We start from the raw sequence: 19,762 nt of genomic DNA on the forward strand, positions 1-19,762 counted from the left end.
GCGGGCCGTGCGGCGCCGAGCCCGGCTGGCGCCGTGGTTCGGCTGCTGCCCGAGCCTGGCCGACGCGCCCGAGCTCGGGCGGTGGCTGAGCTCGGTCGCCGCTCAAGCTGGGTACCGACCGGGCTGGCCGGCGCACGAGCGCTGCCGCGCCGAGCCCGGTCGGCGCCTGAGCTCGGCCGGGTGCCGAGCTCCGTTCGCCACCCGCGCCGGTCGGCGTACGAGCCCTGCGGTGGCCCGACCAATGGGCGCGCCCTCAGCGTCGAAGGCGCGCGTTCGTGTGGCGGGTCGGCTCCGCCGTCGCCGGGTTCTCCGGCCACGGGTGCTTCGGGTAGCGCCCGCGCAGCTCGGCCCGCACCCCCCGGTAGCCGTCCTTCCAGAACGACGCCAGGTCGGCGGTCACGGCCGCCGGGCGGCCCGCCGGGGAGAGCAGATGGACCAGCACCGGCACGCCCGCCACCCGGGGCGTCTCGGCCAGCCCGAACATCTCCTGGAGCTTCACCGCCAGGACCGGCCGCTCACCCGCGTAGTCGACCCGGATCCGCGACCCGCTGGGCACCTCGATCCGCTCCGGCGCCAGTTCGTCCAGCCGCGCCGCCTCACCCGTCGCCCACGGCAGCAGCCGCGTCAGCGCCGCGCCCGCGTCGATCCGGCCCAGGTCCGCCCGCCGCCGGGCCCGCGACAGCTTGGGCTCCAGCCAGGCGTCGGCGCACTCCAGCAGCGCCTCCGTGGCCATGTCCGGCCACGGCGCGCCCACCTCCCGGTGCAGGAAGGCCAGCCGGTCGCGCAGACCCGCTGCGGTGTCCGTCCACCGCAGCAGCCCGAGCCCCTCGCGCCGGAGCCCCTCCAGGAGCGCCGCCCGTACGAGAGCGGGCGCGGCGTCCCGCAGCGGGCGTACCGCCAGCTCCACCGCCCCGAGCCGCTCCGCGGACCGGGCGACGACGTCACCGCCCTCCCAGCGCACCTCCTCACCGGCCGTCAGCAGGTGCGCGGCCGCTACGCGCGCGATGTCCTCGTCGATCACCGCGGCCAGCCGCACGCGCGCGGACGCCGCCTGCCCGGACCGGTCGGCCACGGCGACCGCAAGCCACGGCGCCTGCCGCAGCCGCGACCCGCCGACCAGCTCGGCCCCGGTCCCGGAGGCCATGAGAAAGGCCCCTTCACCCCGCGCCCGCGCCACCCGCTCGGGAAACGCCAGAGCCGCCACGAACCCGGCGGCCCAGTCGTCCGCCTCCACACGCGCGTGGAGGTCGTCCCCACCGGGCCGGCCAGCACCCGGACCGTCCCCACCCACGCGCGCGCCCCTACCGCGCGGAGCAGCGCCCGCGCCGTCCTCACCCGCGCGTGCGTGGAGGTCGCCGCCCCGAGCAGGGCCCCGGCCGTCCTCACCCACGCGTGCGCGGACGTCGCCGCCCCGAGCGGGGCCCCCGCCGTCCTCACTCTCGCCCGCGTGCCCGCGCGCCTGCCCGCCCCCGGCCGTCTCCTCCCCGACCGCCCGGGCCAGCCGACGTGCCTCCGTCCGCCAGCGGGAGCCGTACGCGTCGCCGCCCCGGCGGGCCGCGCGCCATGCCGCCGACAGGTCGTCGCCGTACTCCCGCGGGGGCTCCTCGCTCAGCAGCGCCACCACCTCGGCCGCGCGCCGGGCCCCGACCCGCGGGACGCCGTCCACCAGCGCGCGGGCCAGGCGGGGATGGACCCCGAGGCGGGACATCGACACACCTCGGTCCGTCACACGGCCCGACGAGTCCACCGCGCCGATCGCCGTCAGCACCGCGCGGGCCGCCGCCATCGCCCCGGCCGGCGGGGCGTCGAGCAGCGCGAGACCCGACGCGTCCGGGTCGCCCCAGACCGCCGCCTGCAGGGCGAACGCGGTCAGGTCCGTCACCTTGATCTCCGGCGACGGGAACCGCGGCAACCGCCCGTCCTCCGCCTCGGACCAGCAGCGGTACACCGCACCCGGCGCCTCACGCCCGGCCCGGCCCGCCCGCTGCCGGGCGGCCGCGCGGGAGGCCCGTACGGTCGTCAGTGCGCTCAGCCCGCGCGCGTGGTCCACCCGCGGCTCGCGGGCGAGGCCCGCGTCCACGACCACCCGGACCCCGGGGACGGTCAGCGACGACTCGGCGACCGAGGTCGCGAGCACCACCCGCCGACGCGCGCCGGGCGACAGCACCGCATCCTGCACGGCCGCCGGGGCCCGCCCGTGGACCTGGAGCACCTCGGCGTCCACCGTGCCGAGCGCGCCCGCCACACGGGCGATCTCCCCGACACCGGGCAGGAAGCACAGCACGTCGCCGTCCCGCTCGGCCAGCGCCCGCCGCACCACCGACGCCACATGGGACAGCAGCGCCGGATCGACCCGCATGCCGTGCGGCGGCCGTACCGGCGCCGCCGGGGGAGCCCACACCACCTCCACCGGATGCGCCACCCCCTCGGCCTCCACCACCGGCGCGTCCCCGAGGACGCGGGCCCAGCCGGCGGCGTCCGTGGTCGCCGAGGCCGCCACCAGCCGCAGCTCCGGCCGCAGGTTCTCCCGTACGTCCAGGACGAACGCCGCGACGGTGTCCGCGTCCAGATGCCGCTCATGGCATTCGTCGAGGATCACCACATCGGCCCCGGCGAGCTCAGGGTCCCGCTGGAGCCGCTGGAGCAGCACACCGGTGGTGACCACCTCGACAACCGTCCGCGCGGACACGACCCGCTCGCCGCGCACGGTCAGACCGACCCGTTCGCCCACCTTCTCGCCGAGCAGCCACGCCATCCGGCGGGCCGCCGCGCGCGCCGCGATCCGCCGCGGCTCGGCGACCACCACTCTGGCCCCGCCCTCGGCGAGCGCCAGCGGTACGAGCGTCGTCTTGCCCGTGCCGGGCGGCGCGCACAGCACCGCCGCCCCGTGCTCCTCCAGCGCCCGCTCCAGCGCGGGCAGGGCCGTCCGTACGGGAAGGCCCCTCCCCTCCGGACGGATCACGCGCGCTCGCAGACGAAGATCGCCGTTCCCGGGATCAGATTCCCGCGCAGCGGGGACCAGCCGCCCCACTCCTGGCTGTTCCATGCCGGCCACTCCGGCTCGACCAGATCCACCAGCCGGAAGCCGCCGGCCACCACGTCCCGTACCCGGTCGCCGATCGTGCGGTGGTGCTCGACGTAGACGGCCTCGCCCTGCTCGTCCTGCTCCACATAAGGGGTGCGGTCGAAATAGGAGGCGGCGACGGACAGGCCCTCCGGGCCCGGCTCGTCGGGGAACGCCCAGCGGATCGGATGGGTGACCGAGAAGACCCAGCGGCCGCCGGGCCGCAGCACCCGCCGGACCTCCCGGAAGACCGCCACGGGGTCGGCGACGAACGGCACCGCGCCGTACGCCGAGCAGACCACGTCGAAGGAGGCCGTACGGAACGGCAGCGCCCCCGCGTCCGCCTCCACCAGCGGCACGTCCCCGCCGATCCGCAGCGCGTGCTGCAGCTGCCGGTGGGAGAGGTCGAGCGCGACCGGGCGGGCGCCCTGGGCGGCGAGCCAGCGCGAGCACTGCGCCGCGCCCGCGCCGATCTCCAGGACGTCCAGCCCCTTCACCTCGCCGAGCAGCCGCGCCTCGGCCTCGTCGAGCCCCTCGGGGCCCCAGACGAAGCGGTCGTCGCCGAGGAAGGCGCCGTGCTCGTTCTGGTACTCGTCGGCGTTCCGGTCCCACCAGCCGCGGCTCGCCCGGGTGCTCTCCGCGTCCCCCGCGTCACGCCGCGTCGCTTCCGGTTCGGAGTGCTCGTCGAAGTATTGGCTCATCCCGCCCGCCGTTGTAGTTTGCGCACAAGCACCGTCGCCCCGAAGGGGCGTTGGCCCTGTGTCCGCGCGGCCGTCATGGCCTCGCGAAACAATTATTGTGCCGGGTATGTGAGGAACCGCCCCCGGTGTGCGCCTTCGCGCATTGACCCTGTCCGGCCGCCCCCGTATGCTAAAGGTTGCGCTGCGGGCCTGCGCGCCTCAGACGTAGCAGGCTGCGCTCGCATCTGTTGTATGTCCCCTCGGTTGTCGAGGCGCCCTCCTTTCCGGGAAAGGCGCTTCCTAGGCTGTCCGGCTTCTTCAGCTGCGATACGGGCTCTCGGCGTAGCAGTACCTACGACTTCAATGTCCGTACCGGAGCCCTTTCCCACATGACGAGCAGCACCGAGACCACCGCCACCACCCCGCAGGTTGCGGTCAACGACATCGGTAACGAGGAAGCCTTCCTCGCCGCGATCGACGAGACGATCAAGTACTTCAACGACGGCGACATCGTCGACGGCGTCATCGTGAAGGTCGACCGGGACGAGGTCCTGCTCGACATCGGTTACAAGACCGAAGGTGTCATCCCGAGCCGCGAGCTCTCGATCAAGCACGACGTCGACCCGAACGAGGTCGTCAAGGTCGGCGACGAGATCGAGGCCCTGGTCCTTCAGAAGGAGGACAAGGAAGGCCGCCTGATCCTCTCGAAGAAGCGCGCCCAGTACGAGCGTGCCTGGGGCACCATCGAGAAGATCAAGGAAGAGGACGGCATCGTCACCGGTACCGTCATCGAGGTCGTCAAGGGTGGTCTCATCCTCGACATCGGCCTCCGTGGCTTCCTGCCGGCGTCCCTCGTCGAGATGCGTCGTGTCCGCGACCTCCAGCCCTACGTGGGCAAGGAGCTCGAGGCCAAGATCATCGAGCTGGACAAGAACCGCAACAACGTGGTCCTGTCCCGCCGCGCCTGGCTGGAGCAGACCCAGTCCGAGGTGCGCCAGACCTTCCTCACGACCCTCCAGAAGGGTCAGGTCCGCTCCGGCGTCGTCTCCTCGATCGTCAACTTCGGTGCCTTCGTGGACCTGGGTGGCGTCGACGGTCTCGTCCACGTCTCCGAGCTGTCCTGGAAGCACATCGACCACCCGTCCGAGGTTGTCGAGGTCGGCCAGGAGGTCACCGTCGAGGTTCTCGACGTCGACATGGACCGCGAGCGTGTCTCCCTGTCGCTGAAGGCGACCCAGGAGGACCCGTGGCAGCAGTTCGCCCGTACGCACCAGATCGGTCAGGTCGTCCCGGGTAAGGTCACCAAGCTGGTTCCGTTCGGTGCGTTCGTCCGCGTGGACGAGGGCATCGAGGGTCTGGTCCACATCTCCGAGCTGGCCGAGCGCCACGTGGAGATCCCGGAGCAGGTCGTCCAGGTCAACGACGAGATCTTCGTCAAGGTCATCGACATCGACCTCGAGCGTCGTCGCATCAGCCTCTCGCTGAAGCAGGCCAACGAGTCCTTCGGTGCCGACCCGGCCTCGGTCGAGTTCGACCCGACCCTGTACGGCATGGCCGCGTCCTACGACGACCAGGGCAACTACATCTACCCCGAGGGCTTCGACCCCGAGACCAACGACTGGCTCGAGGGCTACGAGACCCAGCGCGAGGCCTGGGAGACCCAGTACGCCGAGGCGCAGCAGCGCTTCGAGCAGCACCAGGCTCAGGTCATCAAGTCCCGCGAGGCCGACGAGGCCGCCGCTGCCGAGGGTGGCGCCGCCGCTCCGGCCGGTGCCCCGGCGGGCGTGTCGGGTGGTTCGTACTCCTCGGAGTCGGACGACAACTCCGGCGCCCTGGCGTCGGACGAGGCCCTCGCCGCGCTGCGCGAGAAGCTGGCGGGCGGCCAGAGCTGAACCGCTCTGACCACCAGCTGACTGGCTGACGGTCCACCGGGCCCGTTCCCCTTCGGGGGAGCGGGCCCGGTGGCGTTTGCGGCCCCCGCGGGCGCAACCATGGCTGGCGACCTCCCGCCGATTACCGCGAAGTGGGCGGAAGGAAGGTGCCTCCGGGGAATGCTGGTGGCCCGGGACGGCGTTCTTCCCTACGGACACGAGGAGGAGCGGTAATCGTGCTTGACCCCCAGGATTTGTACGCGTGGGACGCCAAGGGCCTGGCCGTCGTCGACCTGGCACTCGCCCAGGAGTCGGCCGGCCTGGTGATGCTGTACCACTTCGACGGATACATCGACGCCGGCGAGTCCGGCGAGCAGATCGTCAACAGCCTGCTGGGAACGCTGCCCCACCAGGTGGTGGCCCGCTTCGACCACGACCGGCTCGTGGACTACCGCGCCCGCCGGCCGTTGCTGACGTTCCGGCGCGACCGCTGGACCGGGTATGACACCCCCGGCATCGAGGTCCGCCTCGTCCAGGACGCCACCGGCGCGCCCTTCCTGCTGCTCTCCGGGCCGGAACCGGACGTGGAGTGGGAGCGGTTCTCCGCCGCCGTCCGCCAGATCGTCGAGCGCCTAGGCGTGCGGCTTTCGGTCAACTTCCACGGCATCCCGATGGGCGTCCCCCACACCCGCCCCGTCGGCATCACCCCGCACGGCAACCGCACCGACCTGATGCCCGGTCACCGCAGCCCGTTCGATGAGGCGCAAGTGCCCGGAAGTGCCGAACAGTTGGTCGAGTTCCGGCTGATGGAGGCCGGTCATGACGTCCTCGGCGTCGCCGCGCACGTCCCGCACTACGTGGCCCGCTCGCCGTACCCGGACGCGGCCCTGACCGCGCTGGAGGCGATCACCGCCGCCACCGGACTGGTCCTGCCCGGCGTCGCGCACGCGCTGCGCACGGAGGCCCAGCGCACCCAGACCGAGATCGAGCGGCAGATCGGCGAGGGCGACGAGGAGCTGGTCTCCCTGGTCCAGGGCCTTGAGCACCAGTACGACGCGATGGCCGGCGCCGAAACCCGGGGCAGCCTGGTCGCCGAGCCGGTCGAGCTGCCGTCGGCGGACGAACTCGGCCGCGAGTTCGAACGCTTCCTCGCCGAGCGGGAGGGTGAGGCGGGCTGATCGGCTAGGCTGCGAGCCGCTGCGCCTCGCTCCACCCGCCGACGCGGGGGCGGTCCGGTGGACCTGACCGGCGGAACCGGCGTCGGCACGTCGTCCCCCGCCGAGAGGGGGCCCGAGCGAGTGGAGGCGCGGCCTTGCTGTCCGTAGGCCTGACCGGTGGAATCGGCGCCGGCAAGAGCGAAGTGTCACGGCTGTTCGTCTCGTACGGAGCCGTGCTGATCGACGCCGACCGGATCGCCCGCGAGGTCGTCGAGCCCGGCACCCCCGGGCTCGCGGCCGTCGTCGAAGCGTTCGGAGCGGACATCCTCACGGCCGACGGCGCCCTGGACCGCCCCAAGCTCGGCGCGATCGTCTTCGCCGATCCCGAGCGGCTGGCCGCCCTGAACGCGATCGTCCACCCGCTCGTCGGTGCCCGCTCGGCGGAACTGGCCGGCGCCGCCGGCCCCGGCGATGTCGTCGTCCACGACGTACCGCTGCTCACCGAGAACGGTCTGGCGCCCCTCTATGACCTGGTCGTGGTCGTGGACGCGTCCTGCGAGACCCAGCTCGACCGGCTCGTACGGCTGCGCGGCATGACCGAGGACGAGGCGCGGGCCCGGATGGCCGCCCAGGCCACCCGGGCGCAGCGGCGGGCCGTCGCCGACGTTCTCATCGACAACGACGGGTCGCTGGAGGCGCTGGAGCCGCAGGTGCGCAAGGTGTGGGAGGACCTGAAGGCCCGGGCGGCCGTTGCCACGCGGCAGGAATAGCGTTCTTTCGCGAGGAGCGGTTTCGCGCCGGATGTTGAACGCCCCGAGCCAGGGGAAGGATGGGCCTTGTGACCGAGAGGACCCCGGAGACCCACGTCATCGACTTCCGCGCGGCAGAACACCTGCTCGCCGCGCGGGACCCGCGTGGCGCGATCAAGCTGCTCGACTCCGTCATCGCCGCCCACCCCGAGAGCCGTGCGGCCCGGCTCCTCCGGGCCCGCGCCTACTTCGCCTCCGCGCAACTGGGCTCGGCGGAACGGGAATTCCAGCACATCGTCGACCACGAACCGGACAACGCCTTCGCCCACTTCGCCCTGGCCCGCACCTTCCAGCGGGCCGGCCGCCCCGACCAGGCCAAGCGCCACTTCAGGCTGGCGGCCGCCCTCGACCCCAAGCCGGAGTATCTGGAGGCGGCGGGTTTTGAGGCTGGGGAGTGACGGGCTCGCCGGGCGGTCCGCCCAGGCCGCCGTGGTCCGGCTCGTACGGCGGGATGTCGGGGCCCGGCTGGTAGTGCGGCCCCTGATGGATGTGGCGCAGCACCATCGACAGATCGACCGCGGTCACCACCAACAGCACCCCACAGGCGATCGCCCACCCCGGCCGCCCCACGACCGCGAACGCCGCCGTGCCGGCCGCGGCCCACATCAGCCCCCACAGACTCAGCCAGAACCGCACCCGCAGCGGGCTGCGCGCGGTCACCGGCTCACTGCCCGTACGCATGACGCACGCATCTCCTTCCTAACCGGGGTCTACCCGCGACGGGCGGGGTGACGCGGGCAGGACGAAGGAGATGGGTCCGGCTCGGGAAGGAGCGGCGGGCGGCGGTGGGGTCAGTGGACCACGGTGTAGCTGCGCCAGGGCTCGGTGCCCGGGACGATCGTGTCGGACAGGCGGCTGGGTACGTACGCCGGATCGCGGCCCTCGCAGTCCGGCGTCAGGTACAGCCGGATGTCGTTGAGCGTGAGGTTCTCCACCTTCACCGCCCCGGCCGCGCCCAGCTTGTGGCAGCCCTTGACACCGGGGCTGGTCACCATGGTGTGGTGCTCCTTCTCGTCCTCGTACGTGATCGTGCCCACCGCGCTCCGGCCGAGACCGGAGCACCCGGCGGCGGCGACGGACAGGAGTGCGGCCCCGGCGGCGCGAGCGAGCCGCCGCTGAAGGCGTTGACGCCTCGGATCGGACATGGCGAGTCCTCGTCTGTACGGAACGGAAGCGGGCGGTAGCCCTGGGCTGCCTCCAGGCCACCATGCCGCCTGCCGGCGCGGGTGTCACGAGGGGATGGGCCGGGCGGGGTACGGCCACGGCGCCGGGTACGACACCGACGGCGCCCGGCCGCGCGGCTGATCCTCTACGCCGTCCGCCGATCCCTTGAAAGCGCAGGTCAGAGCGGGTTGTCAGACCCCCGGCGTAAGGTCGTGGATCAGTCGGGAATCGTCTCATGGTTCCCGCACAGCCCTGCGACCCTGCGTGAGGGGAGGCGAGACGATGACCGACACCCGGCTGCACACCTACGCCGCCGTCTTCCTCCCCGCCGCGCTCGCGCGCGAGGGCCGCATCGCCTTCTGGTCCCCCGACGGGACGCCCTTGCCGGCCCCGCCGTCCCCGGAGCCGTCCGGCGGCGGACAGGGCGGATCACCCGGGGGCCTGCCCGCCGTCACCGACCTCACCGTCGTGCGGCGGCACGGCGCCGCCGCCCGGAGCCGCACGGTGCCCGCGCTGGTGATGTCCGTCGGCGACGCGCTCGGGACGCTGACAGCGGCCCGCCGGCAGGCCGGTGCCCACCCGGCCGCCGCCTGCTGGGGCGCCGCCGCCCTGCACGCCCTTCAGCTCGCCGCCCGTGGCAGGCTCCTGCCCGGCCTGACCGCCGACGACCTCGACGCCTGGCGGGCCGGGCCCCTGGACGCCGACGACATCGCCCATCTGCGGGCCATCGCCGCCGCCATGCCGTACGAGGCGCACGCCACGCCCCTGCCCGGCCTCACCCCGCTCCAGCTCCCCGAGCCGGAGGCGCTGTTGCGGGCCTTCCTCGACGCCGTCGCCGACACCCTGCCGCGGACGCCCGCGGCCGCGCACGCCGTCGGCGAGCCGTTCGCCGCCCGAGCCCCCCAGCACCTGCCCCGCGCCCGGGCGTGGGCCGCCGAGGCCGCCGCCGGGATGGATGCCGGGGTACGCGTCTCGCTCCGCCTCGACCTGTCCGGGTACGAGCTGTTCGACACCAGCCACGAAGGCGGCCAGGACCGGCAGGCCGCCGCAGCGCTCCTGCAGGTGCACAGCCTGGCCGACCCCACCCTCGTCATCGACGCCGCCGGCCTCTGGGCCGGCCAGGGCGACGAACACTTCGGCCCCCGGGCCCGGATCGACGCCGTGCTCGCCCTGCGCCGCGCCGCCCGGGTCTGGCCGCCCCTCGGCGGCCTCCTGGAGCGCGACGTCCCCGACGTCCTGCCGCTCAGCGAGGACGAGCTCTACGAACTCCTCGGCCCGGCGGGCAGCCGGCTCGCCGCGGCCGGGGTCACCGTCCACTGGCCCCGGGACCTGGTCCGCTCGCTCGGCGCCACCGCCGTCGTACGGCCCGCGCCCGGCTCCGCCACCGACGGCACCGCCTTCTTCGACAGCCAGGAACTCCTCCGCTTCAACTGGCAGCTCGCCCTCGACGGAGACCCGCTCACCGAGCGCGAGATGGACGCCCTCGCCGAGGCGCACCGGCCCGTCGTACGCCTGCGTGACCAGTGGGTCGTCGTCGACCCCGATCTCGTACGCAAGGCCCGCAAACGCGAACTGGGCCTGCTCGAACCGGTCGACGCCCTCGCCGTCGCCCTCAGCGGCACCGCCGACATCGACGGCGAGACCGTCCCCGCCGTCCCCGTCGGCGCCCTCGCCACCCTCCGCGACCGGCTCACCAAGGGCCCCGGCACCGTCCCCGCGCCGCCCGGTCTCGCCGCCACCCTCCGCGACTACCAGCTGCGCGGACTCGCCTGGCTGGACCTCATGACCTCGCTCGGGCTCGGCGGCTGCCTCGCCGACGACATGGGCCTCGGCAAGACCGTCACCCTCATCGCCCTGCATCTGCGCCGCGCCCGCACCGCCCCGACCCTCGTCGTCTGCCCCGCCTCCCTCCTCGGCAACTGGCAGCGGGAGATCACCCGGTTCGCCCCCGGTGTCCCCGTGCGCCGCTTCCACCGCACCGATCGCGTCCTCGACGGCGTGGACGGCGGATTCGTCCTCACCACCTACGGCACGATGCGCACCAGCGCCGAGCAACTGGCCGCCCAGGACTGGGGCATGGTCGTCGCCGATGAGGCACAGCACGTCAAGAACCCGTTCTCCGCCACCGCCAAGGCGCTGCGCACCATCCCCGCCCCCGCGCGGGTGGCCCTCACCGGCACCCCAGTCGAGAACAACCTCTCGGAGCTGTGGGCCCTGCTCGACTGGACCACTCCCGGGCTCCTCGGCCCGCTCAAGGCCTTCCGCGCCCGCCACGCCCGCGCCGCGGAGAACGGCGATGACCAGGAAGCCCTCGAACGGCTTGCCCGGCTCGTCCGCCCCTTCCTGCTGCGCCGCCGCAAGTCGGACCCCGGCATCGTCCCCGAGCTCCCGCCCAAGACCGAGTCCGACCAGCCCGTCCCCCTCACCCGCGAACAGGCCACCCTCTACGAGGCCGTGGTCCGCGAGACGATGGCCCAGATCGAAGGCGCCGAGGGCATCGCACGCCGTGGGCTGGTCATGAAGCTGCTGACCTCCCTCAAACAGATCTGCAACCACCCCGCCCAGTACCTCAAGGAGTCACCGGCCCGGCTGGTCGGCCGCTCCGGGAAGCTCGCCCTCCTCGACGAGCTCCTCGACACGATCCTGGCCGAGGAAGGTTCCGTCCTCGTCTTCACGCAGTACGTCACCATGGCCCGGCTCCTCGCCGACCATCTCGCCGCCCGCGCAATCCCCGCCCAGCTGCTGCACGGCGCCACGCCCGTGGCCGAACGCGAGCGGCTGGTGGACCGGTTCCAGTCCGGTGAGGTCCCCGTCTTCATCCTCTCCCTGAAGGCCGCCGGCACCGGCCTCAACCTCACCCGGGCCGGCCATGTCGTCCACTACGACCGCTGGTGGAACCCGGCCGTGGAAGAACAGGCCACCGACCGGGCCTACCGCATCGGCCAGACCCAGCCCGTCCAGGTCCACCGCCTCATCGCCGAAGGCACCGTCGAGGACCGCATCGCCGAGATGCTCCAGGCCAAACAGGCCCTGGCCGACGCCGTCCTCGGCTCCGGCGAGGCGGCCCTCACCGAACTCACCGACCGTGAACTGGCCGACCTGGTGTCCCTGAGGAGGCCGACATGAACCGCTCGCCCCGGCCCCGCGTGGGCGGCGCCAAGCCCGCCCACCTCCACGACGACCGCCGCCGCACCTTCCCCCCGCTCGGACCGCACCAGGCCCCCGACGGGCGCTTCGCCGCCACCTGGTGGGGCAACGCCTGGGTCGAGGCCCTGGAGGACACCGCCCTCGACCCGGCCCGCCTCGCCCGGGGCCGCGCCTACGCCGGCCGCGGCCTCGTCGACGCGATCACCGTCACGCCCGGCCGGGTCGTCGCCTACGTCCACGGCACCCGCCCCCGCCCGTACCGCACCGAGATCCGGCTGCGCACCCTCGGCGACGACCAGTGGGAGCGCTTCCTCGACACCGCCGCCGCCCGCCCCGACCACATCGCCGCCCTCCTCGACAAGGACGTCCCGCACGCCCTGGCCGCCGTCGCCGACCTGCTGCCGGCAGTCGGCGACCTCGTCCCCGACTGCTCCTGCCCCGACGACGGCTACCCCTGCAAGCACGCCGCCGCGCTCTGCTACCAGGCCGCCAGACTGCTCGACGAGGACCCCTTCGTCCTCTTCCTGATGCGCGGCCGCGGCGAGCAGGAGATCCTCGCCGACCTCACCCGGCGCAACGCCGCCCGGTCCGCCGCGGAGGCCGGCGCCTCCGCGCCCACGATGCCCACCGTCCCGGCCCGCGCCGCCCTCACCGCCGGCGCCCCCGCACCGCTGCCACCACCGCTGCCCGTCCCCGCCCAGCCCGGCCGCCCGCCCTCCTACCCGCCGGCCCCCGAGGCCCCCGACCCGCTCTCCCTGGAGCTCCTCGCCACCGAAGCGGCCGCCCGCGCCCACACGTTCCTGACCACCGGGCAGGACCTCGTCGCCACCCTCACCCCCTGGCAGGACGCCGTCCGCCTGGCCGCCGCCCACCCCGGCTCCGGACTCACCGCCTCCACCCGCGCCCTCTACCGCGACCTCGCCGCCGCCATGGACCGCACCCCCACCGACCTGGCCCGCGCCGTCGCCGCCTGGCGCCAGGGCGGCCTCGCCGGACTCACGGTCCTGGAAGAGACCTGGGACCCGCCCGCGGGCCCCTTCGACCGTGCCCGACCCGCCCTCCTCGCCGCCGACTACCCCGCCTTCCGCCCCTGGCACAACCACCTGTCCACAAGATCGCTCCAGCTGCGCTACGGCCGCGACGGACTCTGGTACGGCTACGAGTCCGACCTCGACCGCGAGGACTGGTGGCCGCGCGGCACCCCGGACGCCGACCCGGTCGGCGCACTCACCGCGCTGCTCTCCCGCTGACCGTTAGGCTGGAGCCGTACCGTCGACCGATGTTTCAGGGGGCGTTGATGGAAGCCGAGTTGGTGGCGCTGGCGACAGCGGGAGCGACAGCGCTCGTGCAGCAGATGGTCGGTGACGGCTGGGGGCAGGTGAAGGGCCGGGTCACGGCCTTCTTCGCCCGCCGCGCGGGCACCGACCCCGAGGCGGTCGGCGAGGAGCTGGAGACCGTACGGGCCGAGCTGCTCACCGCCGACGAGTCCGGCGACGCCCAGGCCGTCTCCGAAGCCCAGGCCGAGGCCCGCACCGAATGGCGCGCCCGGATGCGCCGCACCCTGCGGGCCGACCCGCAGGCCGCGGCCGAACTGCGCGCCCTGCTCGACGAGTTGACCCCGCCCACCCCCGGCCGCGAGACCGGCCTTGAGGTCCACAACACCATGAGCGGCGGCGTCCAGCACGGCACGTTCATTCAGGCCGGCACGATCGGCAGCGTCAACCACGGTGCGCACGGCGGCAGCTGAGGCAGCCGGTGCGCAACGGCGGCGGCCGCACCGCCGCCATCGCCCCGGGGGGCGTACGCGAACCGCCCGCCGCCAGGAGTGGCGGCGGGCACGGATACGCGCGAAGGGCGCCCGGCTCGGAAGCTGGACGCCCTTCGTGGTTGTCTCCCGCCAGGCCGCAGGGTCCGGCGGTGCCGGGGGACTAACGGCCGGCGGACGCGGTCGCCGACGGCTTGGCCGAGGCCTTGCCGGGCCCCCGGGCCGGCTTGGTCGCGGCGGCGGAGGCGGACAGGGCGGCCGCCTTCTTCAGGCCCTCGACGGTCGTGGTGAAGGTGCCCTTGTGCGCGTGGCCGGTGCCCTGCTGCTTCAGCTTCGTCTCGGCCTCGGCGGAGGTGAGGGCGACGATGTTGGCCGAAGCCGGCTGGACGCCCCCCTTGCCGACGGTGAAGATGCCCTGGTTGCCGCCGACCGGAATCCAGAAGGTCGGCACCGAGGTGATGCCCGGGTGGTCGGCGGCGACGAGCTGCGTCAGGTACAGCGCGTACTGCTTGCCCACCACGAGGGGCGTGGTGCCCTCCATGTTCACGGCGTCCGTGTCGATGTTGCCGATGATGATCTCGTCGCCTTCGGTGACACCGAAGCCGCGCTTCATCATCCCGGAGACCCGGACCTTCATGAACACCATGGGCATGCAGTTGCTCGCGGGACCGTCACCCGCGACACCGCTGGGCGGCGCCGTGGGCTCCGGCTCGGCCGGCGCCGACGGGTCGGGGTTGGTGTCCACGTCGTCCGCGGCGGTCGGGTCGACGGTGACCGAGCCCGCCGGGTCGCCGCCGTCGTCGCACTCCTTCGTCTGCACGCTCAGCACGGCGGCCGTGATGGCGATGTCGGCGACGGTGCTGACTTCCTCGGCGCTTGCGTACTGGGCGTAGTCGGCGCTGATGTACGGCTTGCCGGCCTCGCCGCCCCCCGAGGATCCCGGCCCGGAGCAGGCGGTCAGGGCGAACAGGGCCACGGCGGCGGTCACGGCGCAGAGGCGAGATGTCTTCTTCACAGCGATCCTCCGCAGATCAGTACTTCGCCTTGACGCCCTGGACGTCGTCGTACCAGGGTCCGTCGCCGCCACAACCGAACTTACCCGTGCCCTGACGCATCACGGCAGGACCGGGGTTGGAGCAGGTGAGGCTCACATGGTTGAGGCCGTAGGCGTGCCCCAGCTCGTGCTCCGCCACGATCTTCTTCTCCCGCGCCGTCAGCCCGGACATCGTGCGGGAGTTGAAAGATATCTTCACCTCGTCGTACGCCCAGTAGCCGAAGGTGCACCCCTGCCATGTGGCGCGCGCCCAGTCGCCCCAGGCGTACGACCCGTCGTGGACCTCCACCGAAGGGTCGCTGTTGTTCTTCTCGTAGCGGAAGTAGCCCGGAGCGCTGGTGGCGTCCCACCGGCCCTGCGCGCCGTTGAAGGCGTTGTAGTAGGTGTTGGTGATGCTGTAGTAGCGGTACGAAATGGGGTCGTTGCCGCTGATTCCGTAGAAGGAACCGCACAGGTGCGTGTACGCCTGCGCCGGGGGCGAGAGCGTGAAGTTCGCCCCGAGGAAGGCGGTACAGAAGAGGAAGACCTGCAGGACTCGGGAGAGGCGTGAGCCTGCTCTGCCGGACGTCGGCTGCGGTCCCGGATTCGTCGCCAAAGTGACCCCGTTCGAGGAGTGTCGATGAGAGAGCCGCGACCGGGGCGATCGTCGCGCGGGTCCGCGGCGAACGACAACGTAGATGACATGGTCACCACAGTCGAGAGTTTTCCGATCTTGATTTGAGCAGGGGCTTTGCGATACAACCCGCGTCTAAACCCGTCCGTCTCGACCATGTCGGCCGACGCGTACGGTGACATGGTGCCGACCGCGCCAGGTGCGCACGGCCACCCCGCCGGCGAGCTCCGCCACCGGCCGGCCGCCGGCCAGGCGTGCACGGCGGAGGCGTACACCGCCGGGTCGCACGGATCGGGACAGCCGTCCCGGCCGGGGCGTGCGGCCACTTCGAGCAACAGGCCGTCGCGGGTACGCACCAGCGCACGGTCGGCGCCCGTCACCGCCGCGGCCGCCCCCGCGTGGGACGCCAGCGCCTCGGCGGTCCCACGGCCCCGGAAGCGCGGGCCGGGTTGGGGTGGAGCACCGCGCACAGGCGGTACTCGTCCAGGGGCAGCGTCGAGGTCAACTCGCCGAGCAGCCGGGGGAAGACGTCGGAGCCGAGCAGTGAGCGGGGCCCCAGGTGGAGTTCAGGACGAGCAGCCGCTGCCCGTCGCCGACACCGAAGGCGCGGCGCAGCTTGCGCTGCAAGGGGCCGCAGGGCGAGCATCCGGTCGAAGCACCAGCGCGCCGCGTCCGGGCCCACCGGCACCCGCAGTCACTCCTGCCCCGTCGCGTCGCGCGCCCCGGCCGTCCCCAGCGGTCAGCCCCTCGCCGCGGCACCCTACAATCGCGCGGCCCACCTCCTCAGCAGCGTGAAATCCGCTTCCCTCAGACCCTGCCGGGGATGGATCCGCAGCAGCAGCGCCGGGGCGTCGTGGTGGGCCGCCACATGGTCCGTGTCCAGATCCGTGATCATGTCGTCGACCCAGGCGAACGGCCTGCCCTCCGCCCACCGCAGCAGCGGGCGGGTCTTCCAGTACAGGCCGTCGGGGTCCTTGGCGAAGAGCTCCGGCCATTCGATGACGGGCAGGTCGCCCGGCAGGCCGATCGCCGGGGAGATCATCGCGTTCGCCTCGTGCATCCACGTGGTCGCCCAGGCCAGTTCGAAGGGGAGCGCCCTCAGCCGGGCGCCGTGGCCGGGGTGCAGGACGACCCTCAGGCCCCGCCGGTGGCGGCGCGAGCCCGGGGTCTGGCGGGCGAGCCAGTCGGAGGGCCGGAGTCGGTGGGTGGTGTAGCCGCGCAGCCGGGGCAGCCGGGCGGCGTACGGATTGAGGGGGCCGTCGACGTCGAGGAGGAGGAGCGGACGGTCAGTCATGGAGAGGCGATACCCAGCCAAACCGTTGATCGCTCCGACTGGCCGGAAGTTGGTGGGTGATCCCGTACGTTCGAGGACATACGCCCCCGAACGGGTGAAAGGCTGAGCAGTCATAACCAGCGTCGCCCAGCGGCGTTATTTCCGGTGCGGGCGGGTGCCCGTGGAAGAAATCCGGAAGGCAGGAAGCCATGAGGCACATTCGCCGAAGTGGTCTGGCCACAGTGTTGGTCACGGGCGGCGCACTCGCTCTGTCCGCGGGATATGTGCACGCCGACTCCCACGCGGCGGGCGTCGCGGAGAACTCGCCGGGCGTGGGCTCCGGCAACGGCGTGCAGTTGCCCGTGCACGTCCCGGTCAATGTCTGCGGTAACACGGTCAATGTCGTCGGCCTGCTGAATCCGGCCTTCGGCAACACCTGTGCCAACAAGGGCGGCGGCTCCCACAAGGATCTGCCCGGTACGTCGCGAGGCACCGACGGCCACGGCAGCGGCAACCACGGCAGCGGCAACCACGGCGGCCACGGTAACCACGGTGGTAACGGGGGCCACGGCGGGCACGGCCACGACGGCGGTCACGGGAACCACGGCGGCAACGGTGGCGGCTCCCACAACGGCGCGGGCAGCCACAACGGCGGCGGGGCCGACGCCGACGGAGTCGCGGCCGGTTCTCCCGGCCTGATCTCCGGCAACGGCATCCAGCTCCCGGTCGACCTGCCGGTCAACATCAGCGGCAACTCCGTCAACGTCGTGGGCATCGGCAACCCCGTCTTCGGCAACAGCTCCACCAACGACTCGGTGGAGCCGCCGCACGCGCCCGCCCCGGTCCAGCCGGGCAAGCCCGTCACGCCGGCCAAGCCCGCGCCCGGCCCGCAGGTCGAGCGGCCCACCGAGACCAAGCCGCAGACCAGCTCGGTCGCCCTCGCCGACACCGGTGCGGACGTCGCCGGAATCGCCGTACCGGCAAGCGCGGCCCTGCTCCTCGGCGGCGCGCTGCTCTACCGCCGCTTCCGCGCGCCGGGCGATGCCTCCTGACGCGATAACCACCCCCGCGCGGCCCCCGTGGCCGCGCGAACGCCGTCCCGACTCATCGCCGCCAGGCCCGGAGCACCGCCTCGATCGCCGGTGCGACCCTCCTCCGGGCCTGGTGGCGGGGGACCCTCTGCATCAGCAGGGCGTCGTACTCGGTGTCCACATGCCGTACGGCCGCCCGCACCGCCGCCCCGACCGCCCCCGGGTCCAGCGCCCGGCCCGCGGCCGAGCGCCCCACCCGGCCGCTGCCCCGCACCGACGCGTGCGCCGCTATCTCATCCGCACGCGCGGCCGGACAGTCCGGATAGAGCCGCAGGATCTCGGCCCGGAACGCCGCCATGAACCGCACGTCCTGCGCCGCCCGCCGGGCCGCGTCCCGCTCCCGCCGCCGCGCCCGGGCGTCAGCGTCGGCCAGACACGCGGCCTCCGCCACGGCCAGCGCGGCCTCCTCGACGAGCAGGCCCTGCCGCTCGTAGCGCGTACGCCGCTTGTTGTGCCGCACCACCACCGCCCACAGCGCACTTGCCTCGCGGGCCCGGCGGGTGAGCGCGGCGTCACCGCGCGGCAGGTAGACCAGATGACCGAGGTCGGCGCAGTCCAGGCAGTACGTGCGGTGGAACTCCATGACGATCATCGACAGCGGGCCCGTACGGCACTCTCCGCACCAACGGCCCTTGAGCGGCTGGACGACCAGCGGCGGTTCGACGGCCATCTCAGCGCACGCTCGGCGCCGCGGCCTCGATGAACTCCTCCAGCGCCTGCCGCGCCTGCTCGGAGCGGCGCGCCCGGTCCTCCCCGTCCCTCGCCTCGTGCATGCAGTTGGTCACCTCGAAAGCGGCGTCGGCCAGTTCACGGGCGCGGAGGTCGTCGCTCACCAGCTGCACCCGGAACAGCGCCTGCCGCGCCGCCGTCCGCAGCCGGTACGACTCGAAGCGGGACTCCTCGGCCTCGGGGGCGTGGCGCCCCGCGTCCATCGTCCGGAACCAGCGGTCGTTCTGGCTGCGGCGGTATTCGATGACGGCGCCGGCGAAGGCGCTGTACGTGGAGATGCGTTCCTGGCGCAGCTGCTCGTCCCGGGCGAGGGCCGCCGCGCGCTCGGTGGACCGGGCCTGGAAGAAGTGGGTGACGACCGCGCCGAGGAGGGTACCCAGCACCGCTATCAGAGCCGTGTCCATCGTTCTCTCGCTCCTCGCGTCCGACCAGGGATGTCCGCCCGGAGAAAAATCATTCGATCCGACAGTCCTGTACTGGCTAGATTCTCGGTCATGGCGAAGCTCAATCAGATCATCGCGGTCGAGAAGGGCGTCAAGTCCAAGGCGCATCAGGACCTGGCGACGGCTCAGCACGGGCTGCAGAAGCCCGCGTTGCTGGCCGGCCTCTCCCGTACGTACCAGCCGAAGGACGAGGAGGGCGAGCAGCTGCCGCCCGAGTCGACGCTCGTCCAGGTCAAGGCCGAGGACGTGCTGCGGGACACGGCGAAGACCCTGACCCGGCTGTTCGATGTGACCGCCACCAAGGACTGGGCGAACTGCGACGCCCGCGCGGACGTCACGGTCGACGGCCGTGTCCTGGTCGGCCAGGTGCCCGTCGCGTATCTCCTGTTCCTGGAGAAGCAGTTGGCGGACATCAACGCCTTCCTCCGCAAGCTGCCGGTGCTGGACGCCGCCGAGTCGTGGACACAGGACCCGTCGACGGACGCGTGGAAGACCGAGCCCGTACGGACCCTGCGGACGAAGAAGGTGCCCCGCAACCACGTGAAGGCGGAGGCGACCGACAAGCACCCGGCGCAGGTCGAGGTGTACTACGAGGACGTGCCGGTCGGCTACTGGACGACCGTGAAGTTCTCCGGCGCGCTGGCCGCCCGGCGGGTCAACGAGCTCCTCGACCGGGTCGAGAAGCTCCAGCAGGCCGTGAAGTTCGCCCGCGAGGAGGCGAACGGCGTGGAGGTCACCGACCAGCGGGTGGGTGACGCCGTCTTCGGCTACCTCTTCGGGTAGCCCCCATCAACTCCCCGGCCGCCGCAGCGCGGCCGGGGTGCGCGAGGAGCGCAAAGCTGAAGCTGAAGCTTGTCGTGAATCCGCGGCCCTTCTGTGAGGGGTCGCGTTCAAACTCAGAC

The 19,762-nt window shown here is 73.1% G+C and carries 17 protein-coding genes and 1 pseudogene; 9 read left to right on the forward strand and 9 right to left on the reverse strand.

Features of this window, described 5'->3' with window-relative positions:
* Window positions 1–253: 253 nt before the first annotated feature.
* Together IEZ01_RS07930 and IEZ01_RS07935 are read right to left on the reverse strand one after the other, a co-directional pair.
* A complete protein-coding gene (locus tag IEZ01_RS07930; RefSeq protein ID WP_189200668.1) occupies window positions 254–2,962 on the reverse strand; it encodes an ATP-dependent RNA helicase in 2,709 nt (902 codons plus the stop codon).
* Window positions 2,959–3,765, reverse strand: a complete 807-nt coding sequence (locus tag IEZ01_RS07935) for a class I SAM-dependent methyltransferase (protein ID WP_189200670.1) — start codon at window positions 3,763–3,765, stop codon at window positions 2,959–2,961. The genes IEZ01_RS07930 and IEZ01_RS07935 overlap by 4 nt, the downstream gene beginning before the upstream one ends.
* 368 nt (window positions 3,766–4,133) lie before the next feature.
* Here IEZ01_RS07935 and rpsA point away from each other — a divergent pair, with 368 nt between their 5' ends.
* The 4 genes from rpsA to IEZ01_RS07955 all read left to right on the forward strand — a co-directional run bounded on the left by rpsA (window position 4,134) and on the right by IEZ01_RS07955 (window position 7,979).
* Window positions 4,134–5,636, forward strand: a complete 1,503-nt coding sequence (rpsA, locus tag IEZ01_RS07940) for a 30S ribosomal protein S1 (protein ID WP_019885395.1) — start codon at window positions 4,134–4,136, stop codon at window positions 5,634–5,636.
* Between the two features lie 215 nt (window positions 5,637–5,851).
* On the forward strand, window positions 5,852–6,793 hold the full coding sequence (locus IEZ01_RS07945; RefSeq protein ID WP_028797406.1) for a PAC2 family protein: 942 nt from the start codon (window positions 5,852–5,854) through the stop codon (window positions 6,791–6,793).
* Window positions 6,794–6,927: 134 nt separating this feature from the next.
* On the forward strand, window positions 6,928–7,542 hold the full coding sequence (coaE, locus tag IEZ01_RS07950; RefSeq protein WP_189200672.1) for a dephospho-CoA kinase: 615 nt from the start codon (window positions 6,928–6,930) through the stop codon (window positions 7,540–7,542).
* Window positions 7,543–7,610: 68 nt separating this feature from the next.
* Entirely contained in the window at window positions 7,611–7,979 is a 369-nt protein-coding gene (locus IEZ01_RS07955; RefSeq protein ID WP_019885392.1) for a tetratricopeptide repeat protein, read from the forward strand.
* A 31-nt stretch (window positions 7,980–8,010) separates the two neighbouring features.
* On the opposite strand, the pseudogene IEZ01_RS34740 reads toward IEZ01_RS07955, so the two are convergent.
* Window positions 8,011–8,262, reverse strand: a pseudogene (locus tag IEZ01_RS34740) (DUF6343 family protein); the annotation flags it as partial.
* A gap of 110 nt (window positions 8,263–8,372) precedes the next feature.
* A complete protein-coding gene (locus IEZ01_RS07965) occupies window positions 8,373–8,726 on the reverse strand; it encodes a ferredoxin reductase domain-containing protein (RefSeq protein ID WP_019885390.1) in 354 nt (117 codons plus the stop codon).
* 301 nt (window positions 8,727–9,027) lie between these two features.
* Here IEZ01_RS07965 and IEZ01_RS07970 point away from each other — a divergent pair, with 301 nt between their 5' ends.
* Genes IEZ01_RS07970 through IEZ01_RS07980 form a run of 3 tightly spaced genes read left to right on the forward strand, consistent with a single transcriptional unit; the run spans window position 9,028 to window position 13,639 of the window.
* A complete protein-coding gene (locus tag IEZ01_RS07970; RefSeq protein ID WP_189200676.1) occupies window positions 9,028–11,871 on the forward strand; it encodes an SCO1167/SCO6262 family helicase in 2,844 nt (947 codons plus the stop codon).
* Window positions 11,868–13,142 carry an SWIM zinc finger family protein gene (locus tag IEZ01_RS07975; RefSeq protein WP_189200678.1) on the forward strand — a complete coding sequence of 425 codons (1,275 nt, stop codon included), beginning with the start codon at window positions 11,868–11,870 and terminating at the stop codon, window positions 13,140–13,142. Before IEZ01_RS07970 ends, IEZ01_RS07975 begins: the two co-directional genes overlap by 4 nt.
* A gap of 47 nt (window positions 13,143–13,189) precedes the next feature.
* Window positions 13,190–13,639 carry a hypothetical protein gene (locus tag IEZ01_RS07980; RefSeq protein WP_019885387.1) on the forward strand — a complete coding sequence of 150 codons (450 nt, stop codon included), beginning with the start codon at window positions 13,190–13,192 and terminating at the stop codon, window positions 13,637–13,639.
* A 181-nt stretch (window positions 13,640–13,820) separates the two neighbouring features.
* Here IEZ01_RS07980 and IEZ01_RS07985 read toward each other — a convergent pair whose 3' ends face one another.
* The 3 genes from IEZ01_RS07985 to IEZ01_RS07995 form a co-directional block, all read right to left on the reverse strand.
* Window positions 13,821–14,672, reverse strand: coding sequence for a hypothetical protein (locus IEZ01_RS07985; RefSeq protein ID WP_158685655.1), 852 nt, complete (start codon window positions 14,670–14,672; stop codon window positions 13,821–13,823).
* 16 nt (window positions 14,673–14,688) lie between these two features.
* A complete protein-coding gene (locus IEZ01_RS07990; RefSeq protein ID WP_189200680.1) occupies window positions 14,689–15,306 on the reverse strand; it encodes a zinc metalloprotease in 618 nt (205 codons plus the stop codon).
* A gap of 778 nt (window positions 15,307–16,084) precedes the next feature.
* Window positions 16,085–16,618: an HAD domain-containing protein gene (locus tag IEZ01_RS07995; RefSeq protein WP_019885384.1), complete on the reverse strand. Its 534-nt coding sequence runs from the start codon at window positions 16,616–16,618 to the stop codon at window positions 16,085–16,087.
* Window positions 16,619–16,806: 188 nt separating this feature from the next.
* On the opposite strand from IEZ01_RS07995, the gene IEZ01_RS35845 reads away from it, so the two are divergent.
* Window positions 16,807–17,649, forward strand: a complete 843-nt coding sequence (locus tag IEZ01_RS35845; protein ID WP_028797405.1) for a chaplin — start codon at window positions 16,807–16,809, stop codon at window positions 17,647–17,649.
* A gap of 52 nt (window positions 17,650–17,701) precedes the next feature.
* Here IEZ01_RS35845 and IEZ01_RS08005 read toward each other — a convergent pair whose 3' ends face one another.
* Window positions 17,702–18,358 (reverse strand): DUF2293 domain-containing protein, encoded by a 657-nt coding sequence (locus IEZ01_RS08005; protein WP_189200682.1) that lies wholly within the window; start codon window positions 18,356–18,358, stop codon window positions 17,702–17,704.
* A 1-nt stretch (window position 18,359) separates the two neighbouring features.
* Window positions 18,360–18,821 carry a plasmid transfer protein KilB gene (gene kilB, locus IEZ01_RS08010; RefSeq protein WP_019885381.1) on the reverse strand — a complete coding sequence of 154 codons (462 nt, stop codon included), beginning with the start codon at window positions 18,819–18,821 and terminating at the stop codon, window positions 18,360–18,362.
* A gap of 90 nt (window positions 18,822–18,911) precedes the next feature.
* Between kilB and IEZ01_RS08015 the strand changes: the two genes are divergently transcribed.
* Window positions 18,912–19,643, forward strand: a complete 732-nt coding sequence (locus tag IEZ01_RS08015; RefSeq protein WP_189200684.1) for a DUF7873 family protein — start codon at window positions 18,912–18,914, stop codon at window positions 19,641–19,643.
* Window positions 19,644–19,762 lie beyond the last annotated feature (119 nt).

This window comes from Streptomyces purpureus (assembly GCF_014648195.1).
Lineage (GTDB): Bacteria > Actinomycetota > Actinomycetes > Streptomycetales > Streptomycetaceae > Streptomyces > Streptomyces purpureus.